The sequence below is a fragment of the Pseudomonas kielensis genome (assembly GCF_014236655.1).
In the GTDB taxonomy this organism is placed as follows: Bacteria; Pseudomonadota; Gammaproteobacteria; order Pseudomonadales; family Pseudomonadaceae; genus Aquipseudomonas; species Aquipseudomonas kielensis.
Genome location: NZ_JACMYG010000007.1, coordinates 143,358 through 169,664 on the forward strand (window position 1 = coordinate 143,358; position 26,307 = coordinate 169,664).

The window sequence follows — 26,307 nt, forward strand, 5'->3', positions numbered from 1 at the left end:
CAATGGGTTTCAATCTTTCCGCATGGGCGTTGCGCAATCGCCAGATCGTACTGTTTCTGATGATCCTGCTGGCCGTCGTTGGCACCCTGTCCTACACCAAGTTGGGGCAGAGCGAGGACCCGCCGTTCACCTTCAAGGCCATGGTGATCAAGACCAATTGGCCTGGGGCCACCGCCCAGGAGGTATCGCGCCAGGTCACCGAACGCATCGAGAAGAAGCTGATGGAAACCGGCGAGTACGAGCGCATTGTCTCGTTCTCCCGCCCCGGCGAATCCCAGGTGACGTTCATTGCCCGCGACTCGATGCACTCCGAGCAGATTCCCGATCTGTGGTACCAGGTGCGCAAGAAGGTCAGCGACATTCGCCAGACCCTGCCCCCAGGCATCCAGGGGCCATTCTTCAACGATGAATTCGGCACCACCTTCGGCAATATCTATGCGCTGACCGGCGAGGGGTTTGATTACGCGGTGCTCAAGGATTATGCCGACCGCATCCAGATCCAGCTGCAACGGGTCAAGGATGTCGGCAAGGTCGAGCTGCTCGGACTGCAGGACGAGAAGATCTGGGTCGAGCTGTCCAACGTCAAGCTCGCCACCCTGGGCTTGCCCCTGGCCGCTGTGCAGCAGGCGCTGGAGGAGCAGAACGCGCTGTCCAACGCCGGCTTCTTTGAAACCGGCAGCGAGCGCCTGCAACTGCGGGTCACGGGCAACTTCGAGACGGTGGAGCAGATCCAGCGGTTTCCAATCCGGGTCGGCGACCGGACTTTCCGGATTGCCGATGTGGCCGACGTGCATCGCGGGTTCAACGATCCACCGGCGCCGCGCATGCGCTTTATGGGCGAGGATGCCATCGGCCTGGCAGTGGCCATGAAGGACGGCGGCGACATCCTGGTACTGGGCAAGGCCCTGGAACTGGAATTCGAGCGCATCCAGAACAACCTGCCGGCCGGCATGCAACTGCGCAAGGTTTCGGATCAGCCGGCGGCGGTGAAAACCAGTGTCGGTGAATTCGTGCAGGTGTTGGTCGAAGCGCTGGCGATTGTCCTGCTGGTGAGTTTTTTCTCGCTGGGTGTGCGCACCGGCATGGTGGTTGCCCTGGCGATTCCCCTGGTGCTGGCGATGACTTTTGCCTGCATGTATTACCTGGGCATCGGCCTGCACAAGATTTCCCTGGGCGCGCTGGTGCTGGCCCTGGGGCTGCTGGTGGACGACGCGATCATCGCCGTGGAAATGATGGCGATCAAAATGGAGCAGGGCTACGACCGCTTCAAGGCCGCCAGCTATGCCTGGACCAGCACCGCCTTCCCGATGCTCACCGGCACCTTGATCACCGCAGCCGGCTTCCTGCCGATCGCCACGGCGCAATCGGGGACCGGCGAATACACCCGCTCGATCTTCCAGGTGGTGACCATTGCGTTGCTGGCGTCCTGGGTGGCAGCGGTGGTGTTCGTGCCGTACCTGGGCGAGAAGCTGCTGCCAGACCTGGCGAAGCTTCACGCGGCCAAGCACGGCGCCGGCCAGCCCGACCCTTACGGCACGCCGTTCTATCAACGGGTCCGGCGGTTGGTGGAGTGGTGCGTGCGCCGGCGTAAAACGGTGATCGCGTTGACCGTCGTGCTGTTCGTGGCCTCGGTGGTGCTGTTCCGGTTTGTCCCGCAGCAGTTCTTCCCGGCCTCCGGCCGCCTGGAGCTGATGGTCGATCTGAAGCTGGCCGAAGGTGCCTCGCTGAGCAATACCACCGCCGAGGTCAAGCGCCTGGAGGCATTGGTCAAGGAACACGCCGGCATCGAAAACTACGTGGCCTACATCGGTACCGGTTCGCCGCGTTTCTACCTGCCGCTGGACCAGCAATTGCCGGCGGCAAGCTTTGCTCAGTTCGTGGTGCTGGCCAATACCATCGAGGAGCGAGAGAACCTGCGCAGCTGGCTGATCGAAACCCTCAACGAGCAGTTCCCGGCATTGCGCTCACGGGTGACGCGCCTGGAGAACGGCCCGCCAGTGGGTTACCCGGTGCAGTTCCGGGTGACCGGCGAGCACATCGAGGAGGTGCGTGCCCTGGCCCGCAAAGTGGCGGCCAAGGTGCGCGAGAACCCCCATGTGGTCAATGTGCACCTGGATTGGGAAGAGCCGAGCAAGGTGGTGTACCTCAATGTCGACCAGGACCGGGCTCGGGCGCTGGGCGTGAGCACCGCCAATCTGTCGAAGTTTTTGCAAAGCTCGCTGACCGGCTCCAGCGTCAGCCAGTACCGTGAAGACAACGAGTTGATCGAAATCCTCTTGCGCGGCACCTTGCAGGAGCGCAGCGAACTGTCGCTGCTGTCGAGCCTGGCGGTACCGACCGACAACGGTAAAAGCGTGGCGCTGTCCCAGGTGGCGACCCTGGAATACGGCTTTGAAGAGGGGATCATCTGGCACCGCAACCGCTTGCCCAACGTGACAGTGCGCGCTGACATCTATGGCAAGGAACAGCCGGCCACCCTGGTCAAGCAGATCCTGCCGACCCTGGAGCCGATTCGTGCCGAACTGCCTGACGGCTATCTGCTGGATGTCGGCGGCACGGTGGAAGACTCGGCCCGTGGCCAGAACTCGGTGAAGGCCGGTGTGCCGTTGTTCATCGTGGTGGTGCTGACCTTGCTGATGCTGCAACTGCGCAGCTTCTCGCGCACCATCATGGTGTTCCTGACGGCACCGCTGGGGTTGATCGGTGTCACCCTGTTCCTGATCGTGTTTCGCCAGCCGTTCGGGTTCGTGGCGATGCTGGGCACCATCGCCCTGTCGGGGATGATCATGCGTAACTCGGTGATTCTGGTGGACCAGATCGAACAGGACATTCGGGCTGGTCTCAAGCCCTGGCAGGCGATCATCGAAGCCACGGTGCGGCGTTTCCGGCCCATCGTGCTGACGGCGCTGGCCGCCGTGCTGGCGATGATCCCGTTGTCGCGCAGCGTGTTCTTCGGCCCGATGGCGGTGGCCATCATGGGCGGTCTGATCGTCGCCACGGCCCTGACCCTGTTGTTCCTGCCGGCACTGTATGCGGCGTGGTTTCGGGTCAGGAAGGAGTAAACGGACTCAGCGCACGGCGTCGACGCGCACTTGCAGCGGTTGTGGGTCCTTGCCATCGAGCTGCACGGCGTGATGCTCGGTGGTGATGAACAGCAACTTGCCGTCGTTTTCGATCCGCGCGCTCACCGAGTAGCGGTGGCCAGGTTCAACTTGCAGAGGGTCATAGCTGAGGTGGAACTTCAGGGGGACCTGGCCTTGAACCGGGCCTTTCTGTTCGTCGATCACCCGGGCCGGAGCATCGGCGAGGGACACGTCTTGCAGGCTGACACTCAAGGTCGCCGTCGGCGGCAATGCGATGCGCTGCAGGTAGAAGACTTCCCCGTCCAGGGATGCCTTGGGTTCGGAGGAGGGCGTCTGGCAAGCGGTGAGTAAGACGGCGGCGGCGAGCAGGGTGAGTTTTTTCATCACGGTTCTCCGTAGCGAGGACACCAGCACACGGCTGGCGCCCTGATTGATTTAGACGGTGGGTGGCGGTGCCGGTTGATCGGCGGCATCTTCACTGCGATGCAGCGCGACCTGGCGGATCGACAGGCGAATTTCCGCAGGCAACACACGTTTGGCCGCGCCTTCGGCCAGCTCACCCAATAACTCATGATGGCTGAGTTTGCCGGCTTCGTCGCGCCGCAGCACATCGAGGTCGAGCAGGGTCTGGATGAAGTGGCGGAACAGGCTCTTGTCGAAGAACTCGGGAGCGTTGAGGCCGTGCAGGATCGACAGGCGCTGGGCCATGACGGTGCACAGGTCTTCCAGCTCTTCGGCGCTGAGGGTGTTCTGGCCGCTGTTGAGCAGCAGCGAGATGGCCATGTAGAAGCGCTGCAGGGTCTGGGCGATGCTCTTGGACAGCAAGGTCAGCAACACGAAATGCCGCGAGCTGGGGGCCGGCCGCAGGTACACATCGTTTTCCAGGCGCAGCAGGCCTTGCTCGACAAAGGCTTCGAGCCACTGGTCGATCACCGCGTCCAGTTCGTCCAGCGACCAGCGAATGAACAACTCCGATTGCAGGTACGGGTACAGCGCACGGGTGTAGCGCAGGATCTGTTCGCGGTTCATCCGCGAGGCGCTCTGGAAGAAGCTGGCGAGCAGCGCTGGCAGGGCGAAGATGTGCAGCACGTTGTTGCGGTAGTAGGTCATCAGGACGGCGTTCTGCTCATCCAGATAGAGGATCTTGCCCAGCGCATCGTTTTGCTCGGACAGCAGGTCCATGTCCTTGACGTGTTCGATCAGCGCGCGGCCGTCGCCTTCGGGCAAGGTGGTGTGCGGCGAGTAAGGTACGCGGCGCAGCAGGGCCAGGTACAGGTCGAGCACCCGCGCCATCGCCCGATCGTCCAGCGCCAGGCGGCTGGTGGAGAGCAATGCCAGGGCCACCAGGTTGACCGGGTTGATCGCCGCTGCTTCGTTGAGGTGACGCGCTACACGTTCGCCCAGGCGGTTGGTGGTTTCGTTGAGCCAGGTGGGCTTGAACTGCGGGCCCAGGTCCTGGCTGCGCCAGTCCGGTTGCTCGCTGTCGAGGAACTCGGCCAGTTTGATCGGTTCGCCGAAGTTCACCGCGACCTGGCCGAAGCGCTGCTTGAGCGCGCCGATGACTTTGAAGATGTCGAAGATCGACTCTTTCTTCTTGCTCGCGCCCCGCAGTTCGCCCAGGTAGGTGCGGCCTTCCAGCACCCGTTCATAGCCGATGTACACCGGCACGAAGACGATGGGCATGCGCGACGAACGCAGGAAGCTGCGCAGGGTAATGGCCAGCATCCCGGTCTTGGGTTGCAGCATGCGCCCGGTGCGCGAGCGCCCGCCCTCGACGAAGTACTCCACCGGGAAGCCCTTGGTGAACAGGGTGTGCAGGTATTCGTTGAATACCGAGGTGTAGAGCGGGTTGCCCTTGAAGGTACGACGCATGAAAAACGCCCCGCCACGGCGCAGCAGGCCACCGATCACCGGCATGTTGAGGTTGATCCCGGCAGCGATGTGCGGCGGGGTCAGGCCGTTGCGAAAGAGCAGGTAGGACAGCAACAGGTAGTCGATGTGGCTGCGATGGCACGGCACGTAGATCACTTCGTGACCCTGGGCGACCTTCTGCACGCCTTCGATGTGGTTGACCTTGATCCCGTCGTAGATCTTGTTCCAGAACCAGCTCAGCACCACTTCCAGAAAGCGGATCGCGGTGTAGGTGTAGTCCGAGGCAATCTCGTTGCCGTAACGCAGGGCCTGGGCCTTGGCTTTTTCCGGCGAGATGTTCTCGCGCTCGGCTTCGTCGAGGATCGCCTGCTTGACCAGCGGTTGGTTGAGCAGGCCCTTGACCAGGTTGCGGCGGTGGGAAATATCCGGGCCGATCACCGCGGCCTTGAGGTTGCGAAAGTGCACCCGCAGGATGCGCTGGGCCATGCGCACGGTGCGCTCATGGCCCTTGTTGTGGTCGATCAGCTCGCGCAAGTGAATCGGTGCGGAGAACTGCACCCGGGTCTTGCGTCCCAGGATCATGATGCTCAGCAGGCGACGCAGGCGGCCGGTGACGGCCCAGCTGTCGGCGAACAGCAATTTCCACGGGCTCGATTCGCTGTCTGGCGACTGGCCCCAGAACACGCTAACGGGAATGATCTGCGCGTCTTCGGCGGCGTTCTGGCTCAGGGCGCTGACCAGGCGGGTCAGGGTTGGCGGTGCGCCGCGCTTGTCCTGGCGGCCGAGCCAGTCCGGCTCCGGCGTCAGGTAGAAGAACGCGGCCGGCTCCAGCAGGTTACCCACCGACACCGGCAGCACCGGACGCGGCAAGCCGGCCTTGGTGCACTCGGTGTCGAGCACGGTCAGGTCGGTCAGTGAGGGGTTTTGCAGGACGTAGAACACCGGGCGACTGCGGTCGAGGTTGAGGGTAAAGGACGACTGGTTGATCGTCTCCGAGCGGACCCAGAGGTACAACAGTCGGCGCAAGGTGCCAAACACTAGACGGCGGAGCGGGGAGCGGGTCATACGGCTTCTGCTTTGAGTTGGATAAACCGAGCAGGTGCTCGGGGCCGCTAGTGTGCCGTATTCGTCGAAAATCGGCAAAAAGGTGGCGAAGTATTGTTGAGTTGAGAGTTTTTGTGGCTGGCATATACTCGGCCAGCCGTTTGCCACTATCGACCCGGATGCTTACCCATCGTCGAGCCGTGGCAAACGTACTGCAGGCTTGTCCTGGAGCAGGCCGACTTAATAATAAAAAACGGGAGTACTGATTGATGGCAACGCGCGAGACCGGCAACGTGAAGTGGTTCAACGACGCCAAGGGGTATGGCTTCATCCAGCGTGAGGGAGGGGCGGATGTGTTCGTGCACTACCGCGCGATCCGTGGCGAAGGCCACCGCTCGCTGGTCGAGGGCCAGCAAGTGGAATACGCCGTGGTGGATGGGCAGAAGGGATTGCAGGCTGAGGACGTGGTAGGGCTGTAAGCTCAGGTCTTCAGTGCACGCAAAACCAGTGTGGGAGCGGGCTTGCCCGCGAAAGCGGTTTGTCAGTCACATCAATGCTGGATGTGCCATCGTCTTCGCGGGCAAGCCCGCTCCCACAGGTGATTAAGCAGTTTTCCAGGTGATCTCTTCTTCACCGTCAGCGCTGATGCGCATCCAGCGATCAGCCGATTCTTCACCTTCTTCCTCGACCCAAGTCCCCGGTGCGCAGCGCACTTCGACGTTCAGTGCGGCAAACGCGGCGCGGGCGCAGGCGATGTCGTCGTCCCAGGGGGTCTGGTCGCTTTCCAGGTACAGGCTGTTCCACTTGCCCACGGCTTTTGGCAGCCAGGTCACGGGCACGTTGCCGGCCTCGCACTTGTAGGTCTGGCCTTTCTGGACCCAGTCGGTGCAAGGGCCCAGCGCAGCGCCGAGCCAGGCAGCGATGGCCTTGTAGTCGACGTCGGCGTCTTTGAGGTAAATCTCGATATCGGGTTGGCGCATGGATATTCCTCACGGCAGGTTTCGAAAAATCCATTCGCGGATTTAGCCGGCCCACGCCTGTGGCGAGGGCCAAAAGTTAAAGGGTTATTGCAGCACGAAGTAATCGTAGCGCATCGACACACTGACCTCGAACGGCTCGACCTGTTCGATCACCGCCGCCCGGCGTTCAGCGCTGGCGCGCCAGCCATGGGGGGTCATGGCCAGCAGGTTGGCGCGATCCTGGGGGAGTACCAGGTTCAGTTTGAAGTCCAGGGTCTCGCTGTGTTGCAGGGTCATGCCTTGCGGCACCAGCGCCAGGTGCTTGTCATCGGTGTACTCACGGACTTCGTCGTACAGACGCTCACGCAATTCCATCAGGTGACCACTGGTCGGGCCGACTTTCATCAGGCCGCCGCCAGGGCTGAGCAGGCGCTTGGCCTCCTGCCAGTCGAGCGGGCTGAAGACGCTGGCCAGGAACTGGCAGCTGGCATCGGCCAACGGCACCCGGGCCATGCTGGCGATCAACCAGGTCAGCTGTGGATTGCGCTTGCAGGCGCGCTTCACGGCTTCGCGGGAGATGTCCAGGGCATAGCCCTCGGCGGCGGGCAGGGCCGCGGCGATCTGCGCGGTGTAGTAACCCTCGCCACAGCCGATATCCAGCCAGCGTTGCGGCGCGCGTTCGGCGGCCAGCTCGGCCAGGCGCCTGGCCACCGGGGCGTAATGCCCGGCGTTGAGGAAGTCGCGACGGGCTTCGACCATGGCCTGGTTATCGCCGGGGTCTCGGCTGTTCTTGTGCTGCACCGGCAGCAAGTTCAGGTAACCCTGGCGGGCGCGGTCGAAACGGTGCCCGGCCGGGCACGTCACACCGTTGTCGACTGTGCTCAGCGGCGCGCTGCAGATAGGGCAGGCCAGCATCAGGCGAGCAACTTGATCAGGGTCTGGTAGTAGATTTCAGTCAGCACATCGAGGTCGCTGGCCAGGACTCGCTCGTTGACTTGGTGGATCGTCGCGTTGACCGGCCCGAGCTCGACCACCTGGGTGCCCATGGTGGCGATAAAACGCCCATCCGAGGTGCCGCCGCTGGTGGAGGCGTGGGTGTCGCGACCGGTGATGTCCTTGATGCTCGAGGCCACGGCATCCAGCAGGGCGCCGGGCTCGGTGAGGAACGGCAGGCCGGACAGGGCCCAGTCGATGTGCCAGTCCAGGCCATGCTTGTCGAGGATCACGGCGACCCGCTGTTGCAGGCCTTCAACGGTGGACTCGGTGGAGAAGCGGAAGTTGAACACCGCCACCAGTTCGCCGGGGATCACGTTGGTCGCGCCGGTGCCGGAGTTGACGTTGGAAATCTGGAAGCTGGTCGGCGGGAAAAAATCGTTGCCGTGATCCCAGTGCTCGGCGGCCAGTTCGGCCAGGGCCGGGGCGGCGAGGTGGATCGGGTTCTTCGCCAGGTGCGGGTAGGCCACGTGGCCTTGCACGCCGCGCACGGTCAGCTTGGCACCGAGGGAGCCACGGCGACCGTTCTTGACCACGTCACCCACCAGGGTGGTGCTCGACGGCTCGCCAACGATGCACCAGTCCAGACGCTCCTTGCGCGCAGCCAGGCGCTCGACCACAGCCTTGGTGCCGTGGTGCGCCGGGCCTTCCTCGTCGCTGGTGATCAGGAAGGCAACCTTGCCCTTGTGGTTCGGGTAGTCGGTGACAAAACGTTCGGCCGCCACGGTCATCGCCGCCAGGCTGCCTTTCATGTCGGCCGCGCCACGCCCGCAGAGCATGCCGTGCTCGTCGATCAAGGCGTCGAATGGGTCGATCTGCCAGGCCGCCACCGGACCGGTGGGCACAACATCGGTGTGACCGGCGAAGCACAATACCGGACCTTCCTGCTGACCGTGGGTGGCCCAGAAGTTATCCACATCTTCGATGCGCATCGGCTCCAGCAGAAAACCGGCATCGCCCAGACGCTGCATCATCTGCTTCTGGCAATCGGCATCGAGCGGCGTCACGGACGGACGACGAATCAGGTCGATGGCAAGTTGGAGGGTCGGCGAAAGGTCGGCGTGGGCCGTCATGTAAGACTCCGGAAGATCTTAATGTGGGGGCGAGCTTGCTCGCGATAGCGCAACCAGCCTCAACATAGAGGTTGAATGTGACGGACTCATCGCGAGCAGGCTCGCTCCCACAGCAATTGTGGTCAGGGCGCGCAAAATGGCGGATATCTTAAAGCAAAACGGCGACCATTGGCCGCCGTTTAGTGCATCGGTACAGATTTAGACCGCTGGTTGAGTTTCAGCCTTGGCCGCAGGTTTTGGCAACGACGACAGGAAGGCCATGATCAGCGCCGCCAGGTACGGCAGCGACTGCACCAGCAGCATGGTCACCCAGAAGCGCATGTCGTTGCTCGGCAGGCCTTGTACCAGGCAGATCCCCAGCGCCGCGCCCCACAACAGCAGCATGATGAACATTTCCTCGCGGGCCTCGGAAATCGCCAGCCAAAAACCGTGGCTATCGGCATTTTTCGGGGTGCGGATAAACGGAATGCTGCTGGTGAAGAAGCCGTACAGCACCGCCTTGGCGATGGTGTGGGACAACGCCAGGCCAGCCAGCGCCGCGCAGAACGCATCCTTGAGGTTGACCCCCACCGCCCGACGGTAGAGGAAGATGATCTTGCCCACCTTGAACACGAACAACGCCAGGGGCGGGATCGCGAAAATCAGCAGCGGTGGGTCGACCCGGTGCGGCACGATGATCATCGCCGCCGACCACAACAGGGCGCCCACGGTGAAGAAGATGTTCATGCCGTCGGCCACCCACGGCAGCCAGCCCGCGAGGAAGTGGTAGCGCTGGCCACGGGTCAGCTCGGTGTCCTTGCCACGGATCAGGCTGGCGGTGTGACGCTTGATAATCTGGATCGCGCCGTAGGCCCAGCGGAAGCGCTGTTTCTTGAAGTCGATAAAGGTATCGGGCATCAGGCCCTTGCCGTAGCTGTCGTGGTAGTACGCCGCCGACAGGCCTTTCTCGAACACCCGCAGACCCAGCTCGGCGTCTTCGCAGATGCACCAGTCGGCCCAGCCGAGTTCGTCGAGTACGGTGCGGCGGGTCATGGTCATGGTGCCGTGCTGGATGATCGCATCGCGGTCGTTGCGCGTGACCATGCCGATATGGAAGAAGCCCTTGTATTCGGCGTAGCAGAGCTTCTTGAAGGTGCTTTCGTTCTGGTCGCGGTAGTCCTGTGGCGATTGCACGATGGCGATTTTCGGATCGGCGAAGTGCGGCACCATGTGCTTGAGCCAGTTGGGGTGCACGCAGTAGTCGGAGTCGATCACCGCGATCACTTCGGCGTCCTTGGCGGTGTGCGGCAGCAGGTAATTCAGCGCGCCGCCCTTGAAACCGGCCAGGGGCGCGACGTGGAAGAACTTGAAGCGCGGGCCGAGGGTGGCGCAGTAGTCCCGCACCGGCTCCCAGACGGCCGGGTCCTTGGTGTTGTTGTCGATGATCAGGACTTCAAAGTCCGGGTAATCGAGGTTGGCCAGGGCATTGAGGGTCTGTTTGACCATCTCCGGCGGCTCGTTGTAGCAGGGCACGTGAATCGACACTTTGGGGCGGTAGTTCGAATCACCCAGCACCGGCAGGAACTCGCGCCGGCGTTTGTGGATCCACACCGCCTCGGCCAGTTCGTGGGCTTCGGTGAGCAACACGATAAACACCCCCAGGGCACCGAGGGCGAGCAGGAAACCCACCGTCAGGCTGAACCAGGTGCTGTATTGCTGGCTGTAGTCGTAGCCGATCCACACCAGCACCGAACCGCAGAGGAACGCGATGAAGGTCAGGAAGGTACGACCACGCTGGCGCAGGGCCGAGCCGTCGATCATCAACAGGGTCAGGGACAGCAGCGCCAGGACCACGGAGCCGATGGCCAGCACTCGCCATTGAGGGATCGCGACGACCGGGCCTTCAAAGTTGAATTTCTGCTGGCGCGCGGCGTTGAATACGCCCCAGTAGGCGCCCACCGAGCCTTCATCGCTGGCTTTCCACGGCTGGTCAAACGCTTCGATCACGAAGTAGTTGAAGCCCTGGCGGTTGAGCTTGTTGACCAGGGTGCGCAGGTAAATCGCCTGGTCAGCCGGCGTGGCATCGGCACCGCCGCGCATGCGGCCGTTGCTTGGCCAGCCCACTTCGGAGAGCAGCAGCGGTTTTTTCGGGAACATCTTCTTCAGGTCGCGGGCGCGGTCCAGGACGAACTGGCCTGCCTGGTCCACCGGCACGAACTCCCAGTAGGGCAGGACGTGGGCGGCGATCAGGTCGACGTGCTTGGCCAGCATCGGGTTTTCTTCCCAGACGTGCCATTGCTCGGAGGTGGTCACCGGGACTTTGACTGCGGCGCGCACTCGGTCAAGGATCACGCTGAGCTGCTCGGCGGTGATTTCCTTGCGGAAAATCGCTTCGTTGCCGACCACCACCCGCACCACGCTGCGCGAGCTGTTGGCAATCTCGATGGCCCGCAGGATTTCCCGTTCGTTGCGTTCCAGGTCCGGGCTGATCCAGATACCGAGGGTCACGCGCAGGCCAAACTCTTCCGCCAGCTTGGGAATGTCGCCCAGGGTGCCGTCGACGGAGTAGGTGCGGATGTTATCGGTCAGCTTGCTCATGATTTCCAGGTCACGACGCATTTCTTCGTCGGACGGAAACTGGTTTTTCTGCGGGTACTGGCCTTGCTGGAACGGCGAGTAGGAAAAACCGGAGATCTGCTCTGGCCAGTTGGGGGTCGTGACCGGGCGGTTGATCAGCGCCCAGAAACCGGTGAACAGCGCGGCGATCGCCAGCACTACCACCAGGTTGAGTCCAAATTTACGCGATGACATAGCTATTTCGGGTTCCAAAAGGTGCGGAACGAGGGGGTGGTCGGCTTACCGCCAAAGGGCGCGCATCCTACACTGGGCCTTCACTGACCGTATAGCAGACAGGGAAATGCCGGACATTGGGCAATCTACTTTCACATTAGTTCTTACACTTGTAGCCAGAAGGTTAAAACTTATCGGCCCGTGGCCCTATAATGCGCGCCGGTTTTTAGGGTAGTGGTCATGAGTACAGAAGATCCGCGGTTTGCTGGCATCGCCCGCTTGTATGGCATTGAAGGCCTGGCCCGGTTGCGCGCGGCCCACGTGGCGATAGTCGGCGTCGGTGGCGTCGGTTCCTGGGCGGCAGAAGCCATCGCCCGTTGCGGGGTGGGCGAGATATCCCTGTTCGACCTCGACGACGTCTGTGTGAGCAACGCCAATCGGCAGTTGCACGCCCTGGACAGCACGGTGGGCAAACCCAAGGTCGAGGTCATGGCCGAGCGCCTGCGCGGGATCAACCCCGAGTGCACGGTTCACGCGGTGGCGGACTTCGTCACTCGCGAGACCATGGCCGAGTACATCACCCCGGACATCGACTGCGTGATCGACTGCATCGACAGCGTCAACGCCAAGGCCGCGCTGATCGCCTGGTGCAAACGTCGCAAGATCCAGATCATCACCACCGGCGGCGCTGGCGGGCAGATCGACCCGACGCTGATCCAGGTCTGCGACCTGAACCGCACCTTCAACGACCCGCTGGCCTCAAAAGTGCGCTCGACCCTGCGTCGCGACTACAACTTCTCCCGCACCGTGACCCGCCACTACAGCGTGCCGTGCGTGTTCTCCACCGAGCAACTGCGCTACCCCAAACCCGATGGCAGCATCTGCCTTCAGAAAAGTTTTGTCGGCGACGGCGTGAAACTGGACTGCGCTGGCGGCTTTGGCGCAGTGATGATGGTGACCGCGACCTTCGGCATGGTGGCGGCGACCAAGGCGGTGGACAAGATTGTGGCGGGTGTGCGGCGGCCGGCGGATCGGGCCAAACCACAGGTATAAAGGCTTACAGAGTGGGGCGAAGACTAGCGCGGGGGGGCTGTCAGACCGCTGCGCGCCGCAACGTCGCTCAACAGTGCCTTGACGACAGCCTTGTCCGACAGATCGCACCATGGGCCGTCGTCAACGATCGAACCGTCATGCATGACGATGACGCGATCAAAGCGGTGCAAGTGCTCCACATCATGGGTGACACAAATCAGTCCGCGCTTGGTAAAGGTGGCGAATAACAAATCCCACACGGGTGTGGCCAGTTTCGGCTCAATCGACGCGCTGGGCTCGTCAAACAGATTGAACCGCCCTGGCCGGTTGATCAGGCGCAGCAGTGACAGCCGTTTGGCTTCCCCTCCTGAAATGTTCGATGCGTTTTCCGTCAGACAACGCTCGGATACGACCTCTTCAAGCTTCAGTTGTTGAATCGCGTGCTTGAGACCCGGTGATGGGGTAATACCGAACAGGACCGCTCTGGCAAAGATGCCCTCAAGAAACTGCGGTGACTGGGGGCAGTACCGCACAAGCGTCAAGTGGGTCTGGGCATTGAGACGGGAAAGCGCCACCTCGTCGATGCTTAGCTGCTCCCTCGCCAGTACATTCAAACCCGCCAGTGCTTCGAGCAAGGTGGATTTCCCCGCGCCACTGGGGCCGATGATGGCAACCGATTGGCCCTGGGTGAACGCGATACGGTTGTTGATGGACAGCCGGACGGCCTCGTTGTCTCTCACAACTACAGGGCCTAGTACCAGTGTCGAGGGTGCGAGGGGATTGAGGTCGGCCCCTCGAGTGTCGTCATCGAAGTTTGGCAGCGAGAGCAAGTGCTGGAAGCGGCGCTGGTCAGCGAGAAACTGATCAAGGACCCGATAACCTTCGGTCAAGGCAGTGATGTTGAGTAAAAAACTACCGGCAATGGAAAAGGTCGCCACCAACTGACCGACGCTGATGCTGGGCTCGCCCGACAATTGATCGAGGACGCCCCAGGCGAGCAATCCGCCCATGGAAACGCTCACAAACAAGGTTTTTACCCCGCTCAACACCCCACCTGAGCTTGCGACGGTTACAGCCGCCCCGGCATAGCGCTTGAACGCATGGTTCAGCGGCGCAGTTGCGGTGTGCTCGGCACGCTCCAGCTTTATCGTCTTGGCGCTGCTCAGGGTATTGAACAGCACGGCGCTGAGTTCATCCTCTTGCTCATTGACGGCATCAATATGTTTTCTGCGCCATCGGATGATCCGATGGGCGACAAACAGATAGACGATGCCCAAGCTGGCCATGGCGAAAAAGATACCTGCGCCCCCCATGTAGATAAAAGCCCCTGCGACGATCAGGAACTCGAGACACAGAGGGAATCCGATGGTCACAAAGAAGGTCAGCAGTTGTTCATGCGCGGTAATTCCCCGTTCGACCGACTTTATAAAGTGTCCGATACGCCACGCGCTGAACTGCAGGAATTCCTTGCGCATTAATTGGGAGATCCAGTGGATGGATGCGTCTTTCACTACTTGCTGGACCAATTTTGATAAGAAAACTGTTTGTAATGGATTGATAAGTGCCTGGATGCAGCCGGCTAGTGTAAAGGCTGTAGTGAGATATAGGAGTGTACTTAGAGGCGATGGGGCTTCACTGCCTAAAATGTCGATAATTTTACCTAGTAATAGTGGCGGTATTAGTGCTATGACCTTTAACGCTATTATTGCAATTGTCGTTGATGTGAGTAGTGTTGAGTGATTTTTACAGGCTGATTTAATTAGGGTCTTCATAGGGTGCCTGCTGGTGCTTGCCGAAGTATCGCTTGAGGAGCAACCCAAGACCCATTTCTAATTAGATTGAAGCGTTCTAGTCTCGGGACATATGCTTGGCAAACGATACCGTCGTCTGGGTATCGAGAAATTATTCTATGGTATATAGTTTTTCCAGAGGCTATCAGGTTGTTTTCTAATGTTCTAAGTTGTAGTGGAACGCTTGTGTTGAAGTTTATTGAAGGCAAATCCAGTGTTGGGAGTCTGAGGTGTGTTGCAGGCTCGAAGTCAATTAAGTGTCTCAGTATTTTTGATCTGCTCAGGAAGTCTAACGATCTGCGGTCGACTATCTCTTGTGTGTCGTCATATAGAGTGTGTACTTGATGTTGTTCTGTGACAGCCCTTTGAACGGCAGTGCAGATATCCAACGAGCAACCTGAGCCGATCGGTGAAATATGAAAATCTCCAGGGCCGTATTTAGGTATCGCAACAGAGAAGTAAATATTCATCACGTCTTTTATGATGATTATTTGTAGCTGCTCAGCTAACGAAAGCGCGTGGGGGGTGCTCTCTAGCGCTTTCGTGAGCAATGCCTTCGAGGGGCTATACAATTTCAGGGACGGACCGATTGTGCAGACTGCCATAAAAAAGCAAGACAGAATGTGTCTTTCAATGACCTCATTGGCTCCGTGCAGAATTGCCTCGGCTTTGGTGCAACCAAATGCAATCCCCGAGTTGGATGAGTAGCGAGACAGGAATTGCATGTTTGGATCTTCACCGTCCCATGAGTCTTTCTCTATGGTTGGGCAAAGAATAATACTCGGAATGTAAAGCGTCTCTGCATTGTCTAGGGTTGTAAGTTTGAACGCTTCTATTGGTCCTGCTCTATATGGAAGGCCTGTTAAAAGTCCATCATGCTCAGCTCCTTTTTGTGTGGCGATTAACTCGCAATTTTGATTGAGTGCTTGGCCTTTGTTTCGCTGGAATGTACTGAAGTGTTCAATGCTTTCAGCTAGCGCTCCAGTAAGTGAGTCGGGTCCTTTTCCAGCTCCCGATTGTATGTGTTTGTTGTTCTCGTCAACGAGTTCTGCGGTTGCTACTAGTTTGTGTTCGTCAGTGTAATGTGTTTTCGAGCGAAGGTTCAGTGATTGAATGATTTTTTTGATTTTTGCTAGCGCAATAGCGGGGGGGAATTCTCTTTCAGACATAAGTAACCTCGTGAGGCTGCGAGTGCCGAAAGGGTGTCCTTTCGGCACTGGTTACTGGTACCGCGCAGTGAGTATCAGATTATCAGGAAAGCAAAGAATTTTTCTTCGCTTTTCAGGAATCCACCTGATCTCCCCATTGCCTGTGGGATTTCATCCCCTGGGACTATTTCGGTACGTCTTTTACCCATGATGTTGACTCCTTTTTGATAAAGGCGGTGCTTGTGAGTAAGCCCCGCACTTGCGTTGATTTTGCGCAAGTGAGTTATTAATGCTTTCGCCGAATGTTTTTTCAATCAAAAAGTGTTGCGAAACTTCCCGTGCAAGTGTGGGTTTATTCCTACGGGTGGGTGGGGGTAAAACGTTTATATTTTTTGTTTTTGTTTTTGTTGAGGTTTTTGATTTTATTGCGTTGTGTCAGCGGCTTGCGATGTTTAATAAGTTTGAGGGTGTGAATTATTCGGGGCTCCATTTAGGTCTGAACATGTCCATGCATACCGCCAATAGGTGTCGGGCGGACGAAAGCAGCAGAATTTCGTTCTGGTGCTGAAGAAGTTTCTTAAAAAGGAAGTGCTATTGCCAACTCATTCATCCGCTGCAACACCGCATTCAAGCCATTGCTGCGTGACGGGGAGAGTTGGCGGCTGAGGCCCAGTTGGTTGAACCAGTCTGGTAAATCTACCTGTTGCAGGTCTTGCGCGGACAAGCCGTTGACCCGGGCCAGCAGCAATGCCACCAGCCCGCGGATCAAGCGCGCATCGCTGCTCGCGGCAAACTGCCAGTGGCCGTCGTGCAACTTGCCCACCAGCCACACCTGGCTTTCACAGCCGTGCACGCGGTGGGTCTCGGATTTGTCGGCTTCACTCAAGGGCGGCAGGCGGTCGCCCCATTGCATCAGCAGGCGGGCCCGTTGTTCCCAGCCGGCGGCGGCCTGGAAGGTGTGCAGGGCGTTGACGGCTTCGGCGGGCAGGTTCATCGCAACAGTTCCAGGGCTTGGTCCAGGGCTTCGAAGAAGCGCTCAAGGTCTTCGGAGTCGTTGTACAGCGCCAGGGACACACGAATGGCCCCGGCCAGCTTGTAGCTCTTGAGCAATGGCATGGCGCAGTGATGACCGGCGCGCACGGCAATCCCTTGCTCGGTGAGCAGGTGGGCCAGGTCGGAATTGTGCACGCCCTCGACGACAAAGCTGGCCAGTGCCAGTTGGGGGGTGCCCAGTAGCCGGATGCCCTTGCGCGCCCGCAGGCCCTTCAACAGGTACTCATGTAGCGCCGCTTCGTGGGCCGACACTGCGTCCTGGTCCAGGCCCGCCAGGTAGTCGAGGGTCGCGCCCAGGCCAATCACGCTGGCAATCGGCGGGGTCCCGGCTTCAAACCCCAGGGGGGCCGGGCGGAACCGTGCGTCGTGGTAGTCGGCGTCCAGCACCATCTCGCCACCGAACTGCCAGGGTTGCAATTGCTCCAGGGCGGCGTGGCGGCCAAATACCACGCCCAGGCCATCAGGCCCGTAGAGTTTGTGGCTGGAGAACACATAGAAGTCGCAGCCCAGCGCCTGCACGTCATGCCGGCCATGGACCACGCCCTGGGCGCCATCGATCACGGTCAAGGCGTTGTGGGCTTGCGCCAGGGCCAGCAGCGGCGCCAGTGGCTGCCAAGCCCCCAGCACGTTGGACAGTTGGCAGACGGCCAGCAACCGGGTGCGGGGGCCGATCAGTCCGGCGGCGGCCTGCAGGTCGATCACGCCATCGGCATCCAGTGGCAGTATCACCAGCTTAAGCTCGCGACGGTTGGCCAGTTGTTGCCAGGGCAGCAGGTTGGCGTGGTGTTCCAGGGCGCTGATGACAATTTCATCGCCCGCTTGGAAAAGGTGCTCCAGGCCATAGGCCAGGAGGTTCAGCGCAGAGGTCGCGCCGTGGGTGAAGATGATTTGCCCGCTGCTGCCGGCATTGAGCCAATGGGCGACTTTGCTGCGGCTGTCTTCGAACGCTTGCGTGGCATGGGCGCCGGGCAGGTGTTGCGCCCGATGGACGTTGGCCGCGCCATTGGCGTAGTAGTGCGCCAGCGCGTCGAGCAGGGCTTGGGGTTTCTGGGTGGTGGCGGCGTTGTCCAGGTAGGTCTGGTCTTGCCGTTGCAGGGCGGCGATGGCCGGGAAGTCGGCGCGCCAGGGTGAGGAAATCATCATGCTATCGGGCCCTAGTGAACATGGGCGGGCATATGCCAGGCCCCTGTAGGAGCGAGCGGGCTCGTTCCTACAGGTGAACTCGTGTGACGCTTAGTTGTGAGCGTGCAGCGCTTCGTTCAGCTCGATGGCCGACTTGTGGGTCTTGCACTCCACGGCGCCGGTCTGCGAGTTGCGGCGGAACAGCAGGTCGGACTGACCGGCCAGTTCGCGGGCCTTGACCACTTTGACCAGTTGGTTGTTTTCATCCAGCAGGGCCACTTTGGTCCCGGCGGTGACGTACAGGCCCGACTCGACGGTGTTGCGGTCGCCCAATGGGATGCCGATACCGGCGTTGGCGCCGATCAGGCAGCCTTCGCCGACCTTGATCACGATGTTGCCGCCGCCCGACAGGGTGCCCATGGTGGAGCAGCCGCCGCCCAGGTCCGAACCCTTGCCGACGAAGACACCTGCCGACACGCGGCCTTCGATCATGCCCGGGCCTTCGGTGCCGGCGTTGAAGTTGACGAAACCTTCGTGCATCACGGTGGTGCCTTCGCCCACGTAGGCACCCAGGCGGATCCGCGAGGCGTCGGCGATACGCACGCCGGCCGGTACCACGTAGTCGGTCATTTTCGGGAACTTGTCCACCGAGAACACTTCCAGCCACTCGCCACGCAGGCGCGCTTCGAGTTGATGCTCGGCCAGTTCGCTGAGGTCGATGGCGCCCTGGCTGGTCCAGGCGACGTTAGGCAGCAGCGGGAAGATCCCGGCCAGGTTCAGGCCGTGTGGCTTGACCAGGCGGTGGGACAGCAGGTGCAGCTTGAGGTAGGCCTCAGGGGTGGAGCTCAGTTGTGCGTCTTCGGCCAGCAAGGTGGCGACCAGCGGCTTGTGGCTTTCCGCCAGGCGGGTCAGCAGGGCGGCCTGGGTCGCGTCGATGCCTTTCACGGCTTCGGCCAGTTGCGCGGCCTGGGCGGTAGTGAACGCGATGGCCTGGTTGCCTTCGGTGTAACCGAGGATCGGGGCAACGGCGGCGATCAATTCGGCCGACGGGTTGAGCAGGGGTTGGGCGTAAAACACTTCCAGCCATGTGCCTTGACGATTCTGGGTACCAACACCAAAGGCCACGCTGAACAGGGTAGTGGACATGCAATTACCTCTAACAAAATTGAACGGGCTGCCTTACTTGAGTGCGGCCGCGTAGATATCTGGCTTGAAGCCAATCAGGGTTCGGTCACCGAGATCGAGCACCGGGCGCTTGATCATCGAGGGTTGTGCGAGCATCAGTTCGATAGCTTTCGCCTGGTCGAGATCGGCTTTGCGTTCGTCGTCGAGTTTGCGAAAGGTCGTGCCTGCACGGTTAAGCACCACTTGCCAGCCGTGCTCGTTGCACCACTGGGTCAGGTGTTCACGGTCGATTCCGGCCGTCTTGTAATCGTGGAAATCAAAGCTGACAGCGTTTTCATCGAGCCAGGTGCGCGCCTTTTTCATGGTGTCGCAGGCTTTGATGCCGAAAAGGTGCAACGTTTTGCTTGAAGCGGTCACGGAATTGCCCCCCTTTGGAGGTGCTGGAACTAAAAGGTGAAGGATTATGCCATGACCGAGGAGGTTCGGCGTCGGCAGCGACGGCCATAAAACGATTGTGCGACAGGTTACCGGGTCAGGTGCGACCTTTGTGTAAAGGTCGAAGGATAGCTTAAGCGTCTAATATGGCACTTCAACGGCAACTTGTTGCCTGATGTGTGCTGTTGTGCGTCGACTGTCCGGGAACTGTTGTTTTATGCAAACCGCTTATACCGTCCTCATCCTGCTGATGCTGGTTAGCGTCTCGCGCCTGGTGGGCCGGGTGATTCCACTGCCGTTGCCGCTGGTGCAGATCGCCGCCGGGGCGCTGCTCGCGTGGCCGACGCTGGGGCTGCATGTGGCGCTCGATCCCGAGCTGTTCCTGTTTCTGTTTCTGCCCCCACTGCTGTTCTCCGATGGCTGGCGCATGCCCAAGCGCGAGCTATGGAAGTTGCGCGGGCCGATCCTGACGCTGGCGGTGGGGCTGGTGTTGTTCACCGTGGTCGGGGCGGGCTACTTCATTCACTGGCTGGTACCGAGCATTCCGTTGCCGGTGGCCTTTGCGCTGGCGGCGGTGTTGTCGCCGACCGATGCCGTGGCGGTCTCGGCAATCTCCCAGAACCGCTTGCCCACGCCCTTGATGCACATGCTGCAGGGTGAGGCCCTGATGAATGACGCCTCGGGCCTGGTGACCTTCAAGTTTGCCCTGGCGGCGGCCATTACCGGAGCGTTTTCCCTGGCCAATGCCAGCCTGACCTTTGTCCTGGTGGCCATTGGCGGGCTGCTGGTCGGCGTGGCCCTGAGCTGGCTGGTCGGGCGGTTGCGCGCCTGGATGATCGCCCGCGGCTGGGACGATCCGGCGACCCACGTGGTGTTCATGTTGCTGCTGCCGTTTGCCGCCTATGTGCTGGCCGAGCGCCTGGGTGTCTCGGGGATTCTGTCGGCGGTGGCGGCGGGGATGATGCAGAGCTGGCTTGACCTGCTGCCGCGTCAGACCAGCACCCGGTTGCTCAATCGCAGTGTCTGGTCGCTGCTGGAATTTGCCTTCAATGGCCTGATTTTCCTGCTGTTGGGTCTGCAGCTGCCGGACATCATCAAGGCTGTGGTCAGTCACGAAAGCTCGTTGTGGCCGACCCTGTTTTACCGTTGCCTGGAAGTGGTGGCGATTTTCCTGGCGCTGGTGATGCTGCGGTTCATCTGGGTGCAGAGCATCTGGCGCTTGTCGGTGCTACTGCGGCGCTGGCGCGGCAAGGGCGAGCTGACCCAGGTGCCGACCGCCCGTTCCTGCTGGCTGTTGACGGTGGGTGGCGTGCGTGGGGCGGTGACGCTGGCGGGTGTGATGTCGGTGCCGATGCTGATGGGCGGCGAGGCGTTTCCAGAACGCGACCTGCTGATCTTCATTGCCGCCGGGGTGATTCTGTTGTCGCTGGTGACGGCCTGCATCGCTTTGCCGCTGCTGTTACGCGGTCTGCCGAAAAGTCCGGACGACAAGCGCCGGCAAGAGGTGCGCGACGCCTGGCGCAAGACCGCCGAGGCGGCGATTCACGCCTTGGAGGCCGAGGAGGCCAATCCGCAGGATGCGGCACAGGCTGCGCTGGCAGTGGAGCTCAAGGCACGGATCATGTCCGAGTACCGGCATCAACTGGAGGTTTTCAACGATTCCGCCGAAGCCCAGGCCCTGGCGTTTCAGATGGACTTGCTGGAGCGGCGCCTGCGCTTGAATGCGCTGCGGGCCCAGCGTCTGGAGCTGTACCGGCTCAGTCGTCATCACCAGATCGGTGATGACGTGCTGCGCGAAGTGCTGGCCGACCTCGACTTGAGCGAGGCCAACCTGGGGCCGATGAAGTAACGCCGGGTTACTGGTGGCGCTGGATAAAGGCGCGAATCCGCTCGGCGGCTTCCACGCATTCGGCCAGGGGCGCAACCAGGGCCAGGCGCACGCGACCGGCACCCGGGTTGAAGCCGTCGACTTCGCGCGACAGGTAAGAGCCCGGCACCACCGTGACGTGCTCTTCGACATACAGGTCGCGGCAGAAGGTCGCGTCGTCGCCGCCGACGTTCGGCCACAGGTAGAAGCTGCCATCCGGGCGCTGGACGTCGAGCACCGGGCTGAGGATCGCCAGCACTGCGTCGAACTTCTCGCGGTACAGGCTGCGGTTGGCGCGCACGTGCTCTTCATCGTTCCAGGCGGCGACGCTGGCCAGTTGGGTTTGGACCGGCATGGCGCAGCCGTGGTAGGTGCGATACAGCAGGAAACCCTTGAGGATCTCGGCATCGCCGGCCACGAAGCCCGAGCGCAGGCCTGGCAGGTTGGAGCGCTTGGACAGGCTGTGGAACACCACGCAGCGTTTGAAGTCCTGGCGGCCCAGTTCCACGCAGGCACTCAACAGGCCGGGGGGCGGGGTTTGTTCGTCGAAGTACAGCTCGCTGTAGCACTCGTCGGCGGCGATCACGAAGTCGTATTCGTCAGCCAGGGCGATCAGCTTTTTCAGGGTGTCCACCGGAATCAACGCACCGGTTGGGTTGCCTGGAGAGCACAGGAACAGGATCTGGCAGCGTTTCCAGATGTCTGGCGACACGGCGTCGAAATCCGGGTTGAAGCCATTTTCGTCCAGGCACGGCAGGTAGTGCGGCTTGGCCCCGGCGAGGAACGCGGCGCCTTCGTAGATCTGGTAGAACGGGTTCGGGCTGACCACCAGCGCGTCGTCGCCACGGTTGACCACGGTCTGGGTGAAGGCGAACAGGGCCTCACGGGTGCCGTTGACCGGCAACACGTTGCGCGCCGGGTCAATCCAGCCGGCGGGGACGTTGAAGCGCCGCTCGCACCAGCCGGCGATGGCTTCGCGCAGGGCCGGGATCCCGAGGGTGGTCGGGTAAACGGCCATCTGCTCCAGGTTGCTGGCCAGGGCTTCGGCGACGAAGCTTGGCGAGCGATGTTTTGGCTCGCCGATGGACAGGGCGATCGGGCGCTTGTCAGGGTTGGGCGTGACAGCACCGAGCAGGGCGCGCAGTTTCTCGAACGGGTAGGGCTGGAGCTGGTTCAGAGCGTTGTTCATCGGTGAGTCTCGATGGCGTCATTAAATGAATGCAATCTGTGTAATGCAGCAGATCCAGCGTGGGAGCGGGCTTGCCCGCGATAGCGGTGGATCAGCCACTGTGGGCCTTGAATGTGCCGGCGCCATCGCGGGCAAGCCCGCTCCCACAGGGGGAGGCTGGAGTCAAATGCTCAGGCGCGAAAGCTTGATATCCGGTTCCTGGGTGACGCTCAACTGCTCGACGATTGCATCCTGCAGCCGGCGGCACAGCTCCGGGTCCGAGAGCGGCTGGTTGTGGGCGTCGGTAATGAAAAAAACGTCTTCGACCCGTTCGCCGAGGGTGGCAATCTTGGCGTTTTGCAGTGACAGGTCGAACTCCAGGAATATCCCCCCGATCCGGGCGAGCAGGCCCGGACGGTCCGGGGCGCTGAGCTCGAGCACCGTCACCGGGCGATGGGCGTCGTTATGGATCGTCACCTGGGGCGCGAAGGCGAAATGCTTGAGCTGGCGCGGCACGCGGCGCTGGATGATGGTTGGGTAGTCGTCCGGGTTGCGCAGTGCGTCGGTCAGGCCGTCGCGGATCTGTTTGACCCGGGCCGGGTTGTCGCCGATCGAGTCACCGTCGGTGTCGAGCACGATGTAGGTGTCGAGGGTGAACTGGCTGGTGGAGGTGATGACCCGGGCGTCGTGAATGTTCAGGTTGAGCTGGTCCATCGCGGCCACGGTCACGGCAAAGAAGTCGTGTTGGTCCGGTGCGTAGATGAAGATCTGGGTGCCGCCTTCGAACTCGCGCTGGGTGGTCTCCTTGATCAGGACCAGCGGGCCGCCATCGGCCGGTTGCTGGAGGATCGCGTCACTGTGCCAGGCCACGTCGCCAGCGGTGTGGCGCAGGAAGTAGTCGTCACCCAGTTGCGACCAGAGTTGCTCGACGTCGTCCGGATCGGTGCCGCCGCGTACCAGGATGTCCAGGGCCGCGCTTTGGGTCTGGCGAATCTGCTCCTCGCGGTCGACTGGGTTTTCCAGGCCGCGGCGCAGGGCACGCTTGGTCTCGGTGTAGAGCTGGCGCAACAGGCTGGCGCGCCAGGAGTTCCACAGGGTCGGGTTGGTGGCGTTGATGTCCGCGACGGTCAGTACGTACAGGTAGTCGAGACGGGTCTCGTCGCTGACCGTCTGGGCGAAGTCGTGGATCACCTGCGGGTCGGACAGGTCCTTGCGCTGGGCGGTGGTCGACATCACCAGGTGGTTTTGCACCAGCCAGACGATCAGGCGGCTGTCCCAGGCGGGGAGCTGATGGCGCTGGCAGAAGGCTTCCGCGTCCACCGCGCCGATGTCGGAATGGTCGCCATGCCGGCCCTTGCCGATGTCGTGGTACAGCCCGGCCAGGTAGATCAGTTCCGGCTTGGGCAGCTTGGCCATGAGCTTGCTGGCCAGCGGGAATTTTTCCGACACCTTTGTGTATTGCAGCTTACGCAGGTGCTTGATCAGGTTCAGGGTGTGGGCATCGACCGTGTAGATGTGGAACAGGTCGTGCTGCATCTGCCCGACAATAAAACCGAACTCCGGCAGGTAGCGACCGAGGATGCCGTAGCGGTTCATCCGCCGCAGGTTGCGGTGGATGCCGATCTTGCACTTGAACAGTTCGATGAACAGGCTGGTGTTGCGGATGTCGTGGCGGAAGTCGTCGTCGATCAGGTGCCGGTGTTCGCGCAGCAGGCGAATGGTGTCGGCGCGCACGCCCTTGATTTCCGGCTGCTGGGCCATCAGCACGAAGATTTCCAGCATGGCAAACGGCGTGCGCTTGAACACGTTGGGGTTGATGGCCTCGATGTAGCCGTCATGCAGTTGGAAACGCGAGTTGATCGGCTGCGGCGGCGCTTCGTCGGCCGGGGCGAGGATGATTTCCTCGAAGTGCTGGATGATCAGGTCGCTGAGCTGGGCAATGCTCATCACCACCCGATAGTACTGCTGCATGAAGTTTTCGATGGCGTGCTTGGCGTCTTCGCCTTCAAAACCCAGCAGGCCGGCGATCGAGCGCTGGTGGTCGAACAGCAGGCGGTCTTCCGAGCGTCCGGCGAGCATGTGCAGGGCATAACGGACTTTCCACAGGAATTCCTGGGAGGAGGCCAGCAGGGCGTTCTCGCTTTCCACCAGGAAACCTTCGCCGGCCAGGGCGCGCAGGTTCAGGGTGCCATATTGGCGGCGAGCCACCCACAAGATCGTCTGGATATCCCGCAGGCCGCCGGGCGAGCCTTTGACGTTGGGTTCCAGGTTGTATTCGGTGTCGTTGTATTTGTGGTGGCGGGCCTTCTGCTCGGCGCGCTTGGCCAGGAAGAACTCCTTGGCCGGCCACATGTGTGCGGTACTGGTGACCTCTAGCATGCGCTGGCGCAAGCGCTCGGGGCCGGCAATGGTGCGGCTTTCCATGAGGTTGGTGACAACCGTCAGGTCGGCGCGGGCCTCCTCGGCGCATTCGTCCACCGAGCGCACGCTCTGGCCCACTTCCAGGCCGATGTCCCACAGCAGGGTCAGGAAGCGCTCGATGGAGTCGCGGAAAACTTCGTGATCGGCGCTGTCCAGCAGGATCAGCAGGTCGATATCGGAATAGGGGTGCAACTCGCCTCGGCCGTAGCCGCCGACCGCGACCAGCGCGATGTCGGCGTCTTCGCTCCAGTTGAACTGGTCCCAGGCCTTTTGCAGGATGTTGTCGACGAACCAGGCGCGATCCTCGATCAGCCGGCGAATGTCCCGGCCACTGCGAAAGCGCGTGTCCAGCACTTCGCGGGCCTGGCGGATGGCCTTCTTGAAAGCCGCAATCGGGCTTGCCTTCAGGGCCAGTTCAGCCTGGAACTGGCCGCGGTCGAAGAGTTCGGGATCCACCTGCGGCATCGATTGGCTTTCCTTTCTATCTATAAGGCTGGGAGCGGCAGGTCAGGCGGAAACGCGAGGGATGGTGTCATCGCTGCGCAAGGTGAAGATTTCGTAGCCGGTTTCGGTCACCAGCAGGGTGTGTTCCCACTGGGCCGAGAGCTTGCGGTCCTTGGTGATGGCGGTCCAGCCATCGCCCAGGACCTTGGTGTCGGCCTTGCCCTGGTTGATCATCGGCTCGATGGTGAAGGTCATGCCGGCTTGCAGTTCCATGCCGGTACCGGCACGGCCGTAGTGCAGGATCTGTGGCTCTTCGTGGAACACCTTGCCGATGCCGTGGCCGCAGAACTCGCGCACGACCGAAAAGCCGTTCTTTTCAGCGTGCTTCTGGATCACTTCGCCGATATCGCCCAGGCGGCAGCCGGGTTTGACGATCTCGATGGCTTTGTACATGCACTCCTGGGTGACCTGGGACAGGCGCTCGGCCCAGACCGGCACGCTGCCGACGTGGAACATGCGGCTGGTGTCGCCGTGGTAGCCGTCCTTGATCACCGTGACGTCGATGTTCAGGGTGTCGCCGTCCTTCAGGGCCTTCTCGTTCGGAATACCGTGGCAGACCACGTGGTTGATCGAGGTGCAGATCGACTTCGGGAAGCCTTTGTAGTTGAGCGGGGCAGGGATGGCCTGCTGCACGTTGACGATGTAGTCGTGGCAGATGCGGTCGAGCTCTTCGGTGGTGATCCCGGGCTTGACGTGTTCGGCAATCATTTCCAGCACATCGGCGGCGAGCTTGCCGGCGATACGCATTTTGGCGATGTCCTCTGGGGTTTTGAGGGTGACGGTCATACAGGCTCTCTCTACGCTCAGTGGCGCTTGCTATGCGGAATGGGCTCTGCGTGATGCGGCGCG

Annotated in this window: 19 protein-coding genes; 4 read left to right on the forward strand and 15 right to left on the reverse strand. The window is 61.2% G+C overall.

The window, feature by feature from the left end:
* Positions 1-2 precede the first annotated feature (2 nt).
* Complete coding sequence (locus H7995_RS09520) at positions 3-3,062, forward strand: efflux RND transporter permease subunit (RefSeq protein ID WP_166588575.1); 3,060 nt, start codon at positions 3-5, stop codon at positions 3,060-3,062.
* 6 nt (positions 3,063-3,068) lie between these two features.
* Here the strand turns inward: H7995_RS09520 and H7995_RS09525 are convergent, their stop codons facing one another.
* The gene (locus tag H7995_RS09525) at positions 3,069-3,467 is read right to left on the reverse strand and encodes a YbaY family lipoprotein (protein WP_166588574.1); all 399 of its coding nucleotides are present in this window, start codon (positions 3,465-3,467) and stop codon (positions 3,069-3,071) included.
* A gap of 51 nt (positions 3,468-3,518) precedes the next feature.
* On the reverse strand, positions 3,519-6,020 hold the full coding sequence (gene plsB / locus H7995_RS09530) for a glycerol-3-phosphate 1-O-acyltransferase PlsB (protein ID WP_185818274.1): 2,502 nt from the start codon (positions 6,018-6,020) through the stop codon (positions 3,519-3,521).
* Between the two features lie 248 nt (positions 6,021-6,268).
* Between plsB and H7995_RS09535 the strand changes: the two genes are divergently transcribed.
* Positions 6,269-6,478, forward strand: coding sequence for a cold-shock protein (locus tag H7995_RS09535; RefSeq protein ID WP_095166762.1), 210 nt, complete (start codon positions 6,269-6,271; stop codon positions 6,476-6,478).
* 123 nt (positions 6,479-6,601) lie between these two features.
* Here H7995_RS09535 and H7995_RS09540 read toward each other — a convergent pair whose 3' ends face one another.
* From H7995_RS09540 to H7995_RS09555, 4 genes are all read right to left on the reverse strand, one after another.
* Complete coding sequence (locus tag H7995_RS09540) at positions 6,602-6,979, reverse strand: hypothetical protein (RefSeq protein ID WP_185818275.1); 378 nt, start codon at positions 6,977-6,979, stop codon at positions 6,602-6,604.
* Between the two features lie 84 nt (positions 6,980-7,063).
* Complete coding sequence (locus H7995_RS09545) at positions 7,064-7,873, reverse strand: putative RNA methyltransferase (RefSeq protein WP_182343658.1); 810 nt, start codon at positions 7,871-7,873, stop codon at positions 7,064-7,066.
* The gene (gene dapE / locus H7995_RS09550) at positions 7,873-9,024 is read right to left on the reverse strand and encodes a succinyl-diaminopimelate desuccinylase (RefSeq protein WP_166588571.1); all 1,152 of its coding nucleotides are present in this window, start codon (positions 9,022-9,024) and stop codon (positions 7,873-7,875) included. The genes H7995_RS09545 and dapE overlap by 1 nt, the downstream gene beginning before the upstream one ends.
* A gap of 198 nt (positions 9,025-9,222) precedes the next feature.
* Positions 9,223-11,814, reverse strand: coding sequence for a glycosyltransferase (locus H7995_RS09555; protein ID WP_166588570.1), 2,592 nt, complete (start codon positions 11,812-11,814; stop codon positions 9,223-9,225).
* 219 nt (positions 11,815-12,033) lie between these two features.
* Between H7995_RS09555 and tcdA the strand changes: the two genes are divergently transcribed.
* Positions 12,034-12,846, forward strand: coding sequence for a tRNA cyclic N6-threonylcarbamoyladenosine(37) synthase TcdA (gene tcdA, locus H7995_RS09560; RefSeq protein WP_166588569.1), 813 nt, complete (start codon positions 12,034-12,036; stop codon positions 12,844-12,846).
* Between the two features lie 23 nt (positions 12,847-12,869).
* Here the strand turns inward: tcdA and H7995_RS09565 are convergent, their stop codons facing one another.
* From H7995_RS09565 to H7995_RS09590, 6 genes are all read right to left on the reverse strand, one after another.
* Positions 12,870-14,597: an ATP-binding cassette domain-containing protein gene (locus tag H7995_RS09565; RefSeq protein WP_166588568.1), complete on the reverse strand. Its 1,728-nt coding sequence runs from the start codon at positions 14,595-14,597 to the stop codon at positions 12,870-12,872.
* Positions 14,594-15,784, reverse strand: a complete 1,191-nt coding sequence (locus H7995_RS09570) for a YcaO-like family protein (RefSeq protein ID WP_185818276.1) — start codon at positions 15,782-15,784, stop codon at positions 14,594-14,596. The genes H7995_RS09565 and H7995_RS09570 overlap by 4 nt, the downstream gene beginning before the upstream one ends.
* Positions 15,785-16,340: 556 nt before the next feature.
* On the reverse strand, positions 16,341-16,757 hold the full coding sequence (locus tag H7995_RS09575; protein WP_166588566.1) for a SufE family protein: 417 nt from the start codon (positions 16,755-16,757) through the stop codon (positions 16,341-16,343).
* Entirely contained in the window at positions 16,754-17,959 is a 1,206-nt protein-coding gene (locus tag H7995_RS09580) for an aminotransferase class V-fold PLP-dependent enzyme (RefSeq protein ID WP_185818277.1), read from the reverse strand. Before H7995_RS09580 ends, H7995_RS09575 begins: the two co-directional genes overlap by 4 nt.
* 90 nt (positions 17,960-18,049) lie before the next feature.
* Entirely contained in the window at positions 18,050-19,084 is a 1,035-nt protein-coding gene (dapD, locus tag H7995_RS09585; protein WP_166588564.1) for a 2,3,4,5-tetrahydropyridine-2,6-dicarboxylate N-succinyltransferase, read from the reverse strand.
* Positions 19,085-19,117: 33 nt separating this feature from the next.
* Positions 19,118-19,426, reverse strand: coding sequence for an arsenate reductase (locus H7995_RS09590; protein ID WP_232534623.1), 309 nt, complete (start codon positions 19,424-19,426; stop codon positions 19,118-19,120).
* Positions 19,427-19,715: 289 nt separating this feature from the next.
* Between H7995_RS09590 and H7995_RS09595 the strand changes: the two genes are divergently transcribed.
* The gene (locus H7995_RS09595) at positions 19,716-21,347 is read left to right on the forward strand and encodes a Na+/H+ antiporter (protein ID WP_166588562.1); all 1,632 of its coding nucleotides are present in this window, start codon (positions 19,716-19,718) and stop codon (positions 21,345-21,347) included.
* Positions 21,348-21,354: 7 nt separating this feature from the next.
* On the opposite strand, the gene dapC is transcribed toward H7995_RS09595, so the two are convergent.
* The 3 genes from dapC to map all read right to left on the reverse strand — a co-directional run bounded on the left by dapC (position 21,355) and on the right by map (position 26,244).
* Entirely contained in the window at positions 21,355-22,554 is a 1,200-nt protein-coding gene (gene dapC, locus H7995_RS09600) for a succinyldiaminopimelate transaminase (protein WP_166588561.1), read from the reverse strand.
* A 162-nt stretch (positions 22,555-22,716) separates the two neighbouring features.
* Positions 22,717-25,419 (reverse strand): [protein-PII] uridylyltransferase, encoded by a 2,703-nt coding sequence (locus H7995_RS09605; protein WP_185818278.1) that lies wholly within the window; start codon positions 25,417-25,419, stop codon positions 22,717-22,719.
* A gap of 42 nt (positions 25,420-25,461) precedes the next feature.
* The gene (gene map / locus H7995_RS09610) at positions 25,462-26,244 is read right to left on the reverse strand and encodes a type I methionyl aminopeptidase (protein ID WP_166588559.1); all 783 of its coding nucleotides are present in this window, start codon (positions 26,242-26,244) and stop codon (positions 25,462-25,464) included.
* Between the last annotated feature and the right edge of the window lie 63 nt (positions 26,245-26,307).